The sequence below is a fragment of the Streptomyces luteireticuli genome, assembly GCF_041519305.1.
GTDB classification, from domain to species: Bacteria; Actinomycetota; Actinomycetes; order Streptomycetales; family Streptomycetaceae; genus Streptomyces; species Streptomyces luteireticuli.
Map to the genome: position 1 here is coordinate 5478327 of NZ_CP167927.1, position 14039 is coordinate 5492365.

Annotated in this window: 15 protein-coding genes; 10 read left to right on the forward strand and 5 right to left on the reverse strand. The window is 74.3% G+C overall.

Features of this window, described 5'->3' with window-relative positions; genetic code table 11:
* Positions 1-3: 3 nt before the first annotated feature.
* On the forward strand, positions 4-1491 hold the full coding sequence (locus AB8735_RS24635) for a catalase (protein ID WP_372409423.1): 1488 nt from the start codon (positions 4-6) through the stop codon (positions 1489-1491).
* Positions 1492-1592: 101 nt separating this feature from the next.
* Here the strand turns inward: AB8735_RS24635 and hisN are convergent, their stop codons facing one another.
* On the reverse strand, positions 1593-2408 hold the full coding sequence (hisN, locus tag AB8735_RS24640; RefSeq protein WP_344020052.1) for a histidinol-phosphatase: 816 nt from the start codon (positions 2406-2408) through the stop codon (positions 1593-1595).
* A gap of 299 nt (positions 2409-2707) precedes the next feature.
* Between hisN and AB8735_RS24645 the strand changes: the two genes are divergently transcribed.
* The gene (locus tag AB8735_RS24645; protein WP_372409425.1) at positions 2708-3343 is read left to right on the forward strand and encodes a TetR/AcrR family transcriptional regulator; all 636 of its coding nucleotides are present in this window, start codon (positions 2708-2710) and stop codon (positions 3341-3343) included.
* 15 nt (positions 3344-3358) lie between these two features.
* Here AB8735_RS24645 and AB8735_RS24650 read toward each other — a convergent pair whose 3' ends face one another.
* The 4 genes from AB8735_RS24650 to AB8735_RS24665 all read right to left on the reverse strand — a co-directional run bounded on the left by AB8735_RS24650 (position 3359) and on the right by AB8735_RS24665 (position 6967).
* Complete coding sequence (locus tag AB8735_RS24650) at positions 3359-3682, reverse strand: multidrug efflux SMR transporter (protein ID WP_344032089.1); 324 nt, start codon at positions 3680-3682, stop codon at positions 3359-3361.
* Positions 3683-3769: 87 nt separating this feature from the next.
* Positions 3770-4777, reverse strand: coding sequence for a ribosome small subunit-dependent GTPase A (gene rsgA / locus AB8735_RS24655; protein ID WP_372409428.1), 1008 nt, complete (start codon positions 4775-4777; stop codon positions 3770-3772).
* Between the two features lie 17 nt (positions 4778-4794).
* The gene (gene aroA, locus AB8735_RS24660; protein WP_372409430.1) at positions 4795-6156 is read right to left on the reverse strand and encodes a 3-phosphoshikimate 1-carboxyvinyltransferase; all 1362 of its coding nucleotides are present in this window, start codon (positions 6154-6156) and stop codon (positions 4795-4797) included.
* A gap of 97 nt (positions 6157-6253) precedes the next feature.
* Positions 6254-6967, reverse strand: coding sequence for a M50 family metallopeptidase (locus AB8735_RS24665; RefSeq protein WP_372409433.1), 714 nt, complete (start codon positions 6965-6967; stop codon positions 6254-6256).
* Between the two features lie 185 nt (positions 6968-7152).
* Between AB8735_RS24665 and AB8735_RS24670 the strand changes: the two genes are divergently transcribed.
* From AB8735_RS24670 to AB8735_RS24705, 8 genes are all read left to right on the forward strand, one after another.
* Positions 7153-7986: an SOS response-associated peptidase gene (locus AB8735_RS24670; RefSeq protein ID WP_372409435.1), complete on the forward strand. Its 834-nt coding sequence runs from the start codon at positions 7153-7155 to the stop codon at positions 7984-7986.
* A 46-nt stretch (positions 7987-8032) separates the two neighbouring features.
* Positions 8033-8665 (forward strand): alpha/beta family hydrolase, encoded by a 633-nt coding sequence (locus AB8735_RS24675; RefSeq protein ID WP_372409437.1) that lies wholly within the window; start codon positions 8033-8035, stop codon positions 8663-8665.
* Positions 8666-8915: 250 nt separating this feature from the next.
* Positions 8916-9635: a sigma-70 family RNA polymerase sigma factor gene (locus AB8735_RS24680; protein ID WP_372411910.1), complete on the forward strand. Its 720-nt coding sequence runs from the start codon at positions 8916-8918 to the stop codon at positions 9633-9635.
* The gene (rsrA, locus tag AB8735_RS24685) at positions 9632-9964 is read left to right on the forward strand and encodes a mycothiol system anti-sigma-R factor (RefSeq protein ID WP_344032105.1); all 333 of its coding nucleotides are present in this window, start codon (positions 9632-9634) and stop codon (positions 9962-9964) included. The genes AB8735_RS24680 and rsrA overlap by 4 nt, the downstream gene beginning before the upstream one ends.
* A 181-nt stretch (positions 9965-10145) precedes the next feature.
* Entirely contained in the window at positions 10146-11465 is a 1320-nt protein-coding gene (locus AB8735_RS24690) for an HD-GYP domain-containing protein (RefSeq protein ID WP_344032106.1), read from the forward strand.
* The gene (locus tag AB8735_RS24695; RefSeq protein WP_372409440.1) at positions 11462-12685 is read left to right on the forward strand and encodes a metal-dependent phosphohydrolase; all 1224 of its coding nucleotides are present in this window, start codon (positions 11462-11464) and stop codon (positions 12683-12685) included. The genes AB8735_RS24690 and AB8735_RS24695 overlap by 4 nt, the downstream gene beginning before the upstream one ends.
* A 132-nt stretch (positions 12686-12817) precedes the next feature.
* The gene (locus AB8735_RS24700) at positions 12818-13000 is read left to right on the forward strand and encodes a hypothetical protein (RefSeq protein ID WP_344032110.1); all 183 of its coding nucleotides are present in this window, start codon (positions 12818-12820) and stop codon (positions 12998-13000) included.
* A complete protein-coding gene (locus tag AB8735_RS24705; RefSeq protein WP_344032112.1) occupies positions 12997-13983 on the forward strand; it encodes a hypothetical protein in 987 nt (328 codons plus the stop codon). Before AB8735_RS24700 ends, AB8735_RS24705 begins: the two co-directional genes overlap by 4 nt.
* Positions 13984-14039: the final 56 nt, after the last annotated feature.

The following is a 14039-nucleotide window of genomic DNA, read 5'->3' on the forward strand; positions in this document are numbered from 1 at the left end:
GGAATGACGGAGGCGTACGTGTCGGTTCAGGACGAGGTCAAGACGACGGGCCCGCTGACCACGGAGTCCGGAGCTCCGGTCGCGGACAACCAGAACAGCGAGACCGCGGGCATCGGCGGCCCCGTCCTGGTGCAGGACCAGCTGCTCCTGGAGAAGCTCGCCCACTTCAACCGTGAGCGCATCCCGGAGCGCGTGGTGCACGCCCGCGGCGCCGGCGCCTACGGCACCTTCACCGTGACCGCGGACGTCACGCGGTACACGCGGGCGAAGTTCCTCGCCGAGATCGGCAAGGAGACCGAGGTCTTCCTGCGCTTCTCGACCGTCGCGGGCAACCTCGGCGCCCCGGACGCGGTCCGTGACCCCCGCGGCTTCTCGCTGAAGTTCTACACCGAGGAGGGCAACTACGACCTCGTCGGCAACAACACCCCGGTGTTCTTCATCAAGGACGCCATCAAGTTCCCGGACTTCATCCACACCCAGAAGCGCGACCCGTACACCGGCTCGCAGGAGGCGGACAACGTCTGGGACTTCTGGGGTCTGAGCCCCGAGGCCACCCACCAGGTGACCTGGCTGTTCGGCGACCGCGGCATCCCCGCCTCGTACCGCCACATGAACGGCTACGGCTCGCACACCTTCCAGTGGAACAACGAGGCCGGCGAGGCCTTCTGGGTCAAGTACCACTTCAAGACCGACCAGGGCATCAAGAACCTCACCCAGAGCGAGGCCGACAAGCTCGCCGGTGCGGACCCCGACAGCCACCAGCGCGACCTGCGCGAGGCCATCGAGCGCGGCGAGTTCCCGACCTGGACCGTGCAGGTGCAGATCATGCCGGTCGAGGACGCGGCGAACTACCGCTTCAACCCGTTCGACCTCACCAAGGTGTGGCCGCACGAGGACTACCCGCCGATCGAGTTCGGCAAGCTGGAGCTCAACCGCAACCCGGAGAACATCTTCGCCGAGGTCGAGCAGTCCATCTTCTCGCCGGCCCACTTCGTGCCCGGCATCGGCCCGTCCCCCGACAAGATGCTCCAGGGCCGGCTCTTCGCCTACGCCGACGCCCACCGCTACCGCGTCGGCATCAACGCCGACCACCTGCCGGTGAACCGTCCGCACGCCACCGAGGCCCGCAGCTACGGCCGCGACGGCCACCTCTACGACGGCCGCCACGGCCGGGCGAAGAACTACGAGCCGAACAGCTTCGGCGGCCCGGTCCAGACGGACCGCCCGCTGTGGCAGGCGTCCGCCGTCTCCGGCGTGACGGGCGACCACGTCGCCCCCTCGCACGCCGAGGACAACGACTTCGTCCAGGCGGGCAACCTCTACCGCCTGATGTCGGAGGCGGAGAAGGAGCGCCTGATCGCCAACCTCGCTGGCTTCATCGCCAAGGTGTCCCGCGACGACATCGCCGAGCGCGCGATCGACAACTTCCGCAAGGCGGACGAGGACTACGGCAAGCGGCTGGAGGCCGCGGTCCAGGCCCTGCGCGGCTAGGGCGCTTGCCGTAAGAAACCGGAGAGGCCGGACGCCAATGGGCTCCGGCCTCTCCGGCCGTTCGGGGACAGCCGCCCTGAACGGCGTTCAGGAACGGCCGTTCAGGGACGGCTCGGGCGCAGATAGCCCAGCAGCTCGTCGTGGAGCAGCCCGTTGGACGCCGCCGCGTTCCCGCTGTGCGGGCCGGGACGGCCGTCCAGCCCGGTGAAGCGGCCGCCCGCCTCCTCGACGATGACGACGTTCGCCGCCATGTCCCACAGCGACAGCTCCGGCTCGGCGCAGATGTCCACCGTGCCCTCGGCGACCATCATGTACGGCCAGAAGTCGCCGTAGCCGCGGGTGCGCCAGCAGTCCCGGGTCAGATCCAGGAAGCCCGGCAGCATCCCGCGCTCCTCCCAGCCCGAGAGCGAGGAGTAGGCGAACGACGCGTCCGCCATCCGCTCGACCTTCGAGACGCCGAGCCGGCTCGCGGAGGAGAGGCTGCGGCCGGTGTACGCGCCCGAGCCCTTCGCCGCCCACCAGCGGCGGCCCAGCGCCGGGGCCGAGACCAGGCCCACCACCGGCTCGAACTCGGCCCGGCCCTCGCGCTCGACCTGGACCATCAGGGAGATGAGCGTCGCCCACACCGGGACGCCGCGCACATAGTTCTTGGTGCCGTCGATCGGGTCGATCACCCAGCGGCGGGGGCCCAGGCCCTCGCTGCCGAACTCCTCGCCGAGGACGGCGTCCCGCGGGCGGGCCCGCTGCAGCTGGCCGCGGATCAGTTCCTCCGCGGCCTTGTCGGCCTCGCTCACCGGGGTCATGTCCGGTTTGGTCTCGACCTTGAGGTCGAGGGCCTTGAACCGATCCATGGTCGCCGCGTCGGCGGCGTCCGCCAGGACGTGGGCCAGGCGCAGATCATCGTGGTAGTCGGACATAACCGGAACACTACCCGCGATCGGTCTTCCTGGGCTCTTGACACCGTCTGGTGGTGCGTCAATTCTGTGGCCACAACCGTCGTGCGGCCGCAAGGGCGTGTCCGATGGGCCGGTGCGGGCCCTGCAGCGTCCGGTGCGGTGCAGGGCAAGGCGGAGCATCGCCCGCGTACCGGGCGTACTCGGGTGATGCGACAACGCAGCGAGGTGCCGTGCCTGGGGGCACCTCCCAGCGGTGGCCGGGGGAGCGTCGCGGGGCCCCGGCCGACCCATCGGACACGCCCCAGGCCCGGGAGGCGACGATGCCCGCGGCACGAGAGCTCCTGCTGGACGCGGCCTTCACGGCCCTCGGCACCCGGCCCTGGCACGGGGTCCGCATGGTCGACGTGGCGGCCGCCGCCGGGGTGTCCCGGCAGACCCTGTACAACGAGTTCGGCAGCAAGGACGGCCTGGCCCGCGCGCTGGTGCGGCGCGAGGCGGAGTCCTTCCTGGCCGGTGTGGACCGGTCGTTGGCGGACGTCGCCGACCGGGGCGACGCGGACGCCGGGGACTGCTGCGCGGCCGTCGCCGTATGGACGCTGCGCGCCGCGCGGGCCAACCCGCTGGTGCGCGCCGCCCTCACGGGCTGCCGCGGCGACCGGCTGCCCGCCCAGGCGGCCCCGGCCGTGCCCGCGCCGCGCACCCCGCCGCCCTCCGCGGCCCGGGGCGCCCCGGTGCCCGCGGCGCTGGTGGAACGCATCCGGGGCAGCGCGGCCGCGGCCGTCGGCAGGTCGGCGGAGCCGGAACCGGCGGATCCGGAGGCGATACGGCGGGCCTGCGAGGCCGCCGTGCGGGTGACCCTGTCGTATGTGGTCGCCCCGGCCGCCTCCGACGTGGAGGCGGCGGGGCAGGTCGCCCGGGTCGTGCGCGCGCTGCTGGATGCTCCCGAGCGCTCCTGAGAGCCGGGCCGCGCCTCAGTGCGCCGAGCCGGAGAGCTGGAGTCCGATCACCCCGACGATCACAAAGGCGATCGATACCAGCTTGAGGGTGGAGACCAGGTCGTCCAGGAAGACCATGCCGTAGATCGCGGTGCCCGCCGCCCCGATCCCCGTCCACACCGCGTACGCCGGACCGACGTCCAGCTTCTTCAGCGAGAGCGTCAGCAGGCCGAAGCTGCCCAGGGCGAAGCAGGCGAAGGCGATCGTCGGCCACAACCGGGTGAAGCCGTGCGAGAGTTTCAGACAGACGGCGAAGCCCGTTTCCAGAAGTCCGGCGACCACGACCAGCAGCCACGCCATCAGATTGCCTCCCGAGTCGTAGACCGCCCCACGCGTACCGGTCGGTTGGTGCACTTGCCGCTGGCGGTCATTCGCAAACGTAGGCGATCAATCGCCTTCGCGCCGCTCCCGGGTGGCCAGAAGCCTGCGCAGCGAGAAGAGCCGCTGCGGATCGGCGTGCCCCTCCGCGACCCAGGCGTCCAGCGCGCAGTCCTGCTCGTCGTGGCTGCAGGCGCGCGGGCAGCCCTCGGTGCCCGGTTCCAGGTCGGGGAAGGCGTGGATGACCCGGGACGGGTCGATGTGGTGGAGCCCGAACGACCGGACGCCCGGGGTGTCGATCACCCATCCCGAGTTGTCCGGAAGCGGCAGGGCCAGCGCCGACGTCGTGGTGTGCCGGCCGCGGCCGGTGACCGCGTTGACATGGCCGGTGGCCCGCTGCCGGTCGGGGACGAGCGCGTTCACCAGGGTCGTCTTGCCGACGCCGGAGTGCCCGACGAAGGCGGTGATCCGGCCCGTCAGCTGCTCGCGGACCCGGTCGGCGGCGTCGCCGTCGGCCAGCTCTTGGCGGTTGGTGACCACGTACGGCACGCCCAGCGACCCGTAGGACTCCATCAGCTTCTCGGCCGGGGCCAGGTCCGACTTCGTCAGGACGAGCAGCGGTTCGAGCCCCGCGTCGTACGCCGCGACCAGACAGCGGTCGATCAGCCGGGGGCGCGGCTCCGGGTCGGCGAGCGCGGTGACGATGGCGAGCTGGTCGGCGTTGGCGACCACGACCCGCTCGAACGGGTCGGTGTCGTCGGCCGTCCTGCGCAGCACCGAGCGGCGCTCCTCGACCCGGACGATCCGGGCCAGGGTGTCCTTCTTCCCGCTGAGGTCGCCGACGATCGCGACGCGGTCGCCGACCACCGCGCTCTTGCGGCCCAGTTCACGGGCCTTCATGGCCGTGATGGCGCGGTCCTCGACGAGGACGGTCAGCCGGCCGCGGTCGACCGTGAGGACGAAGCCCTCGGCGGCGTCCTCGTGCTTGGGGCGGATGCTCGTCCGGGGCCGGTTGCCCTTGCGATTGGGGCGGACGCGGACGTCGTCCTCGTCGGTGTGCTTGCCGTAGCGGCGCATGGCTGTTCTCGGATCTCTCAGGCTCTCGGAGCCGTCGCCTCCGCGACGGACCCGAGCATTCCGTGCCACAGCTCCGGGAAGTCCGGCAGCGTCTTGGCGGTGGTCGCCACGTTCTCCACCCGGACGCCCGGGACCGCGAGGCCGAGGACCGCGGCGGCGGTGGCCAGCCGGTGGTCCTCGTAGGTGTGGAAGACGCCGCCGTGCAGCGGGCGCGGGCGGATGCGCAGGCCGTCGGCGGTCTCGGTGACGTCGCCGCCGAGCTCGTTGATCTCCTTGGCGAGCGCGGCGAGCCGGTCGGTCTCGTGCAGCCGGAGGTGGGCGATGCCGCGCAGCTCGGACTCGGAGTCGGCGAGCGCGGCGACGGCGGCGATGACCGGGGTCAGCTCGCCGACCTCGTGCAGGTCGGCGTCGAGGCCGGTGATCCGGCCGGTGCCGGTGAAGGTCAGCCCGGCGTCGGTCAGTTCGCAGATGCCGCCCATGGCGGTGAAGATCTCGCGCAGCGCGTCGCCGGGCTGCGTGGTGTGCTCGGGCCAGTCGGGGATGGTGACCCGGCCGCCGGTGACCAGGGCGGCCGCCAGGAACGGCGCGGCGTTGGACAGGTCGGGCTCCACGACCAGGTCGCGGCCGAGCAGGGCGCTGGGGGAGACCCGCCACACGTCCGGCTCGCCGCCCGCCTCGGGGGTGTCCACCTGGGCGCCGGCGGCGCGCAGCATGTCCACGGTCATCCGGATGTGCGGCAGCGAGGGCAGCGCGGAGCCGACGTGGCGGACCTCGACGCCCTGGTTGAAGCGCGCGCCGGAGAGCAGCAGCGCGCTGACGAACTGGGAGGACGAGGACGCGTCGATCTCCACCGGACCGCCCTCCAGGGCCCCGGCGCCGTGCACGGTCAGCGGCAGGGCGCCGCGGTCGTTGTCGTCGATGCGGGCGCCCAGGGCGCGCAGGGCGTCGATCACGCCGTGCAGCGGACGCTCGTAGCTGCGCGGGTCGCCGTCGAAGCGGATCGGGCCGTCGGAGAGCGCGGCCACCGGCGGCAGGAAGCGCATGACCGTGCCCGCGTTGCCGACATCGACCGTGGCCGGGCCGTGCAGCTGGGCGGGGATGATGCGCCAGGCCTCGCCGGTGCCGTCGGGGCCGCCCTCGGAGCTGGAGGAGACGGTCTCCTCGATGCCGACGCCCATGGCGCGCAGCGCCTCGGCCATCAGGAGGGTGTCGCGGGAACGCAGCGGGCGGCGCAGCCAGCCAGGCTCGGCGGCCAGCGCGGCGAGGACGAGGCCGCGGTTGGTGACCGACTTCGAGCCGGGCACGGTGACGGTCGCGTCAACGGCCCCGGTCGCGGTCGGAGCGGGCCAGAGGTCGGTGTGCGCGGGGCTCTGGGTCATGCCCTTACCTTACGGCCTCCCCGGCCGCGGTGAACGGGCTCCCCGGTGGAGGTGAACGGGCTTCTGACGCCCGTCCGTCCGTTCCGGTCGTTCCGCTTCACGCCCCGAGCAGCCAGCGCCCGCCGGCCACCAGACAGACCAGCGAGACGAGGTGGAACAGCAGCAGCCACAGCACGGGCGCGATGCCGGTCAGCCGCGCCAGCTGGTCGGCGTCCGAGTCCGGGGCGGCGCCGTGCCGGCGCTTGCGCTGGAGCTCGAAGGCCGGCCGCACGCCGCCCAGCAGCAGGAACCACACCACTCCATACGCGAACGCGGCCCGCAGCTCGGCGCCCGCCAGCCAGGAGACCAGGGCGAAGGCGCTGCCGGAGACCACCACGGTCAGCACGCCCCAGGCGTTGCGGATCATGACCAGCATCGCCGCGAGCAGCGCCGTCGCGCCCCACAGCAGTGCCGTGACATGCCCGGTGGCCAGCGCCCACGCCCCGGCGAGACCCAGCAGCGAGGGGGCCGGGTAGCCGGCCGCGGCGGTCAGGACCATGCCGATCCCGGCCGGCCTGCCGCGCGAGACGGTCAGCCCGGAGGTGTCCGAGTGCAGCCGGATCCCGCTCAGGGTCCGCCCGCTGAGCAGTGCCACCAGGGCGTGCCCGCCCTCGTGGGCGATGGTGACGGCGTTGCGCGTCACCCGCCAGACCCGCGGCGGGGCGACGGCGGCGAGGGCGAGCAGCCCGGTCACCACGACGGTCCAGAGGGAGGGCCCGGGCTGGGAACCGGCCAGCCGGTCCCACAGTCCGGCGGTGCTGGTGCTGTCCATGGCGGTGCCGCTCCTCAGGCGTGGTGCATCGACGCGTGGTGCATCGGCGCGGTGTGGATCCGTGCAGAGGGACGGCCGGAAGTCGACGGTGGTTCCCCGGGCCGCGGCTCCCGAGGGTTTGATGGGCGGGTGGGGCGGATGGGGCACCATGGTCAGCGCGAGGGTGAACCGAGGGGCGGTCGGACATGTGCGGGCGGTACGCGGCGAGCCGGAGGCCGGAGGACCTGGTCGGACTCTTCGACGTCGAGGTCTGGGAGCCCGAGGAGACCCTGGCGCCCGACTGGAACGTGGCGCCGACCAAGAGCGTCCACGCGATACTCGAACGCCCCCTGAAGGGTTCCGGCGACCCGCGCCCGGTCCGCCAGCTGCGCGTCCTGCGCTGGGGGCTGGTGCCGCCCTGGGCCACCTCGCCCGAGGGCGCCGCCCGGATGATCAACGCCCGGGCGGAGACGGTGCACGAGAAGCCGTCCTACCGGCGGGCCTTCGCCGCGCGGCGCTGTCTCCTCCCGGCGGACGGCTACTTCGAGTGGGTCACCGGCGCGCAGGAGCGCGAACTGGAGGTCCAGGGCCGTAAGAAGCGCGCCCGCAAACAGCCCTGGTTCGTCACACCGGCCGACGGCTCGGTGATGGCCATGGCCGGGCTCTACGAGTTCTGGCGCGACCGGACGCTGCCCGACGACCATCCGCAGGCCTGGTGGGCGACCTGCTCGGTGATCACGACCGAGGCCGAGCCGGAGCCCTTCGCGGACGGCGGGGCACCGGACGCCGATGCCGAGGGCCGCCCGCGCTCGCTGGCGGACATCCACCCCCGCATGCCGCTCGTCCTCACCCCCGACCGGTGGGCGGACTGGCTGGACCCGGCCCGCACCGACCCGGAGGAACTGCGCCCGCTGCTCGCCCCGCCGCCGCCCGGCCTGGTGCGCGCCCATCCCGTGACGACGGCGGTCAGCGATGTCCGCAACAACGGGCCCGAACTGCTGACGGAACTGGCGGCGCCGGAGGAGGCGACGCTGTTCTGAGCCCGGCCGGAGCGGCGTTGTCGGTGGGGCGCGGCAGGATGGTCGCGTGAGCATCCAGACCGTACCGACCCCGGCCGGGGACGCCCGGATCCACTGGCACCCCGCAGCCACCGGCACGCCCCGCCTCGTCCTCGCCCTCGGGCACGGCGCCGGCGGCGGCGTCGAGGCCCGCGACCTCGTGGCGCTGGCCGCCGCCCTGCCGGCGCACGGGGTGACCGTGGCCCTCGTCGAGCAGCCCTGGCGCGTCGCCGGGAAGAAGGTGGCCCCCGCGCCCGCGACGCTGGACAAGGCCTGGCGCGCCCTCTGGCCCGAACTCGCCGCGCCCGGCGTCCCCGTGGTGGCCGGCGGGCGCAGCGCCGGGGCGCGGGTCGCCTGCCGGACGGCCGCGGAGCTGGGCGCGGTGGCCGTGCTCGCGCTGAGCTTTCCGCTGCATCCGCCGGGCAGGCCCGAGAAGTCGCGGGCGGAGGAACTGCTCGGCGCGGGTGTGCCGGTGCTCGTCGTGCAGGGGGCGCGGGATCCCTTCGGACGGCCCGAGGAATTCCCCGCGGGCACCGGCCCGGTGGCCGTGCCCGGCGCCGACCACGGTTTCGCGGTGGCCCGGTCCGCGGGCGTCACCCAGGAGGACGCACTGGCCCTGATCACCGAAGCGGTGCGGGACCGGCTCGCCGGCCTGCCCTGACCGGGAATGCGCGGGGGCCCGCCGCTGTTCTCGTACTCGTACGACAACGCACCGGCACATGACAAAGGAACGGGAGACCCGCGCAATGGGTTCGATCGCATGCCTGTCCCGCCCGAACACGGCAGACCAGGGCCAGGTGGCCATGGGCATGGGCCGGGCGGCCGCGGCTGGAGCGGCGGGCCTGGCCGATCGTCGTCTATTCTCCGAAACGAGCGGGTCCGCCAAGGACCCGGCCAGGGTTCTGGAGGAGGTGGGTCCGGTCGCAGGCACCGACGCGGGGTCGAACGGCGAGGGGCTCTCTCCCGCCCGGCACACGGAGAACGAGCACCCGGAGAGCGGGCACGCGGAGAGCACGGCGGAGCGCAACGCGCGCTTCGAGCGGGACGCGCTGACCTTCCTCGACCAGATGTACTCGGCCGCCCTGCGGATGACCCGCAATCCGGCGGACGCGGAGGACCTGGTCCAGGAGACGTACGCCAAGGCGTACGCGTCCTTCCACCAGTTCCGTGACGGCACGAACCTCAAGGCGTGGCTCTACCGCATCCTCACCAACACCTTCATCAACTCGTACCGCAAGAAGCAGCGGGAGCCGCTGCGCAGCGCGTCCGAGGAGATCGAGGACTGGCAGCTGGCGCGTGCCGAGTCGCACATGTCCCAGGGGTTGCGGTCCGCCGAGTCGCAGGCGCTGGACCATCTGCCCGACTCCGATGTCAAGGAGGCCCTTCAGGCCATTCCCGAGGAATTCCGCATAGCGGTCTACCTCGCGGATGTGGAGGGGTTTGCCTACAAGGAGATCGCGGACATCATGGGTACCCCCATCGGCACGGTGATGTCCCGCCTCCACCGGGGCCGGCGTCAGCTCCGCGGCCTGCTGGAGGACTACGCCCGTGAGCGCGGCCTGGTCCCGGCCGGGGCCGCCGCGCCGAACGGTTCCGCCGCGTCGCACAATCGGAAGGGCTCGGACTCATGAGCTGCGGTGACCCGCACGAGACGGACTGCTCCGAAGTCCTCGACCACCTCTACGAGTACCTCGACCGCGAGATGCCGGACGGCGAGTGCGCCAAGTTCGAGGTGCACATCGACGAGTGTTCGCCCTGCCTGGAGACCTACGGTCTGGAGCAGGCGGTCAAGAAGCTCGTCAAGCGCTGCTGCGGACACGACGACGTCCCCGCCGACCTGCGGTCCAAGGTGATGGGCCGGATCGAGCTCATCCGCGGCGGCCAGCCCGTCCCCGAGCAGGACGTGGTGGCCGAGGCCGTCGCCGAGCGCGCCGACGCACGGGGCGCGGACCGGGACTGATCCGGCCGCCTCCGCGCCCGGCGTCCGGACGGATCCGCACGGATCCGCATGGATCAAAACGGCCGCCGCCCGAACGTCACCCGAACGGACGGCGGTTCGGGCGGATGCGGCCGACGCGGGCCGTCCGCCACCCTATTCTCCCCATCCCGACAGGGAGCGTTGAGGATGGGGAGGACATGTCATGAAGGCAGTTCCGGCGGCCGCACGCGGCTGGATCGCGTGCGCCGTGGCCGCCGCGGCCGGGTGCGACGCACCCGCCCTGTGGGCCGGCCGGACCGTCGACTGGGCGGCCGCGGGCCTGCTGGCCGCCGTCCTCGTCGCCGGTGAACGCCTGCCCCACCGCTCCCCGATGCTGCCGGTCCTGCTGACCGGCGCCCTCCTCCTGCCGCCGGCCGCCGCCGGGCTGGCCGCGGTCCCCGGCGCGCTCGCCGGACCGCCCGGCGGCAGCGCCCCCGGCGGGCCGGCCTGGCTGCGCCGGCTGTGGCACGCCGCGCTGTACTCCCTCGCCGCGGCCTGTGCCGCCGGCGTCTTCGCCGCCGCCCGCGGACTGCTGCCGGCCGGACCGCCCGGGGCGCTGCCCGCCGCGCTCGCCGCCGCCCTGGCCCTGGCCGCCGTCGTCGCCGTCCTCGACGCCGGGGTGCGCGGCGCCCGGCCCGGCCCGTGGCCCGCCGCCCTGGTCCCGGCGCTGGTGCACGGCACCACCGCGCTGCTCGCGGCCGTCCTGTGGGAGAGCGCCTACGGGCCGCCGGCCGCCCTGCTGGTGCTGCTCCCCGTGGCCCTCTCCCCCCGGCTGCCGGCCCGCTTCCGCCGCGACCGCGCCGACCGCCGGGCCGCGTTCCAGGCGCTGGTGCGGGCGGTGGACCTCAAGGACCACTACACCTGCGGCCACGGCGAACGCGTCGGGCGGGCCGCGGTGCTGATCGGCCGCGAACTGGGCGTGGGCGGCGCGCGGCTGGAGGCGCTGCGGGTCGCAGGCGTCCTGCACGACCTCGGCAAACTCGGCGTCCCCACCCGGCTGTTGCGCAAGGCGGGCCCGCTCACCGCCGAGGAACGGCGCATCGTCCAGCGCCATCCCGAGTACGGGCACGAGCTGGTGCGCGGCATCGGCTTCCCCGGTGAGGCGCGGGAGGCGATCCTCCACCACCACGAGCGCATGGACGGCACCGGCTACCCCCACGGTCTGACGGGTCATCAAATCCCGGAGGCGGCACGGATCGTGGCCGTCGCCGATGCCTTCGACGCGATGACCTCCACCCGTGCCTACAGCCGGGCCCGCCCGGTTTCCGCCGCCCTCGCGGAGCTGCGCCGCTGCGCCGGTTCCCACTTCGACCCGCGCATGGTCGCGGCGCTGGCGCGGGCGGTCGCCCGGGAGGGCTGGCAGCCGGTGGACGGGGTCCGGGAAACCCCGGTTCCGGACTGCGGAAACGTCCCTCCTGATCACGGTCCGGGCGTACGGCCGGACCCCGTCCTGCCCGCGTCCCTCCCCGGGGGCGACCGGTGAACCTCGCCCGTGCCGCACATCTCGCCGCGGCCACCGGCGCGTTGCTCGCCCTGGGCTGGACCGCCCGGCACGGCCTCGCGCAGCCGGGCGTCGCCCTGGCCTACGGCGTGCTGATCGCCGTCGGCGAGGCCGTGCGGCACCGGCCGGGGGCGCCCGGCGACGCCCGCGAGTCCGCCCCCGTCGGCGCCGCCGGATCGCTCGCCTACGCCCTCCTCGGCGAGGTCGGCGGCCATCCGGCCACCCATGGTGTGCCGCAGGTGGTCGCCGTGGTGCTCGGCGCGACCCTGGCCGGGGCCGGAGGGCGCCCGCCCGCGCCCGACCGGCTCGTGCGCCGCGTGGCGGGCACCGCCCTGGCCGCCCTCTGCTTCCAGCCGTTGCACCACGCCGGGCCGTGCCCGTACTACGTGCTCTCGCTGCTGCTCCTGCTCGGCCTCACCGCCGTCTCCGACGCCGCGCTGGCCGCCGCCCTCGCCCGCTCCCGGGCCGGCGGCCGCTACACGGCGGCGCTCCGGACCGAACTGCGCGCCCTGCCCGGCATCGGTCCCGCGGTCTGCGCGACCGGCGTCACCGCCGCCCTCGCCCCGGCCGTCGCCGGGCTGTGGGTGCTGCCGCTGTGCTGTCTGCCGCTGCTGGTCGTCCAGCTGTCCGCCGGGCGCCGGGGGAGCGCCCGGAGCACCTGCGGACGGACCGTCGCCTCGCTGGCCCGGGCGACGGAGCTCGCCGGGTGCACACCCGCCGGTCACGCAGGGCGCGTAGCCGGGCTCAGCCGTGCCGTCGGCCGCGAGCTCGGAATGACGGAGTCCGGCCTCAGCGTCGTCGAGTACGCGGCGCTCATGCACGACGTGGGCCAGCTCTCCCTCGTCGATCCGGTGCCCGCCGGGGCCACCGAGCCGCTGCCGCCCGAGGAGCGGCGGCGCCTCGCCCGGCTGGGCGGGGCCGTGGCCCGGCTGGCCCCGCTGGAGGGGGCGGACGCCGCCGAGGTCGCCGCCGCGGTGGAGCGCCAGGCCGACCCGTACCGGGAGCAGCCCCTCGCCGCCCGTGTGGTGCGCACGGTCAACGCCTACGAGGACCTGGCCTGCGGTGCGGGCCACGGCCCGGCGGCCGCGCTGGAGCTGCTGCGCCGGGCCGTGGCCGCGGGGAGCCACGACCACGAGCCCCGGGTGGTCGAGGCGCTCGCGCGGGTGCTCGCGCGGGACGCGCCGGAGCGGGCGGAGGCGTGAGGCGCCCGGTGGCGGCCGGAGTAGCACGGCTAACCCACGGGTAATGAGCGGGCGTCCGACGGGGCATGGTTGGATGCGAAGAGAAGAAGAGCGACGAAGTACATGACGAGAACGCGGGAACCGGGGGGTGTCATGAGCGCTGTCGCGGACGTCAGGTCGTGGTGGGCGCGGCTCCCCGAGGAGACGACCCGGCTCACGGGCGGGGTCGTGAGCAAGGAGTGGCGGGCCGCCGTCAGGGAGGACGGCACCGGCCACCTGGGCCATCCGGCGTGGGTGCACGCGGGACGTCGAGAAAACAGCAGGCGGACATCGTGAGGATCTTCGGCAGGGTGCGGCACCGGCCTTCCCCCTCGTGGCGGCAGGCCACCGACCGTGCCTTCACTCTCATCGGCGACGGCCGGTACGAGGACGCCGGCGCGCTGCTGACGCGCGCCGCCGACATGGAGCCGTGGCTGTCCGAGTCGTGGTTCAATCTCGCGCTGCTGCACAAGTTCCGGCACGACTGGGAGCAGGCCCGTGCCGCGGGGCTGCGGGCGGTGGCGCTGCTGGACCGCGAGGCGGGCGCGCCCGACTGGTGGAACGTGGGCATCGCCGCCACCGCGCTCCAGGACTGGCCGTTGGCCCGGCGGGCCTGGCAGGCATACGGACTGCGGGTGCCCGCCGAGGGCGGCCCCGCGGGCGAGCCGTCCGGGATGGAGCTGGGCAGCGCGGCCGTGCGGCTCTCGCCGGAGGGCGAGGCCGAGGTGGTCTGGGGCCGCCGGCTGGACCCGGCGCGCATGGAGGTGCTGTCCATCCCGCTGCCCTCGTCCGGCCGGCGCTGGGGCGAGGTCGTGCTGCACGACGGCGTCCCGCACGGCGAGCGGGTGACCGCCGCCGGGCCGTCCTACCCGGTCTTCGACGAGATCGAGCTGTGGGCCCCGTCCCCCGTGCCGACCTGGGTGGTCCTCCTGGAGGCCGCCACCGAGGCGGACCGGGACGCCCTGGAGCGGCTGGCCGCCGACGCGGGGTTCGCCGCCGAGGACTGGTCGTCCTCGGTGCGGCTGCTGTGCCGCACATGCTCGGAGAGCCGGATGCCCAGCGACGAGGGCGACGGCGAGCATCTGGACCCGCACGACCACAGCGAGCCCGGCCACCCCGGCCCGCTCGGCCACCGCACGGCCGGTTCGGGGCTGCTCTGGGTGCCCGAGCGGGAGTGCGGCATCGCCGCGCCCGCCGGTCTGGTGCGCGGCCTGCTGGACGGCTGGGTCGCGGACAGCCCCGACACCCGGGAGTGGCGCGATCTGGAAGAGGTCTGCTGAGCGCCCGGCGGCGCCCCCTTACCCTGGAACGGCCCTGTGGATCCGGGGACGATCCC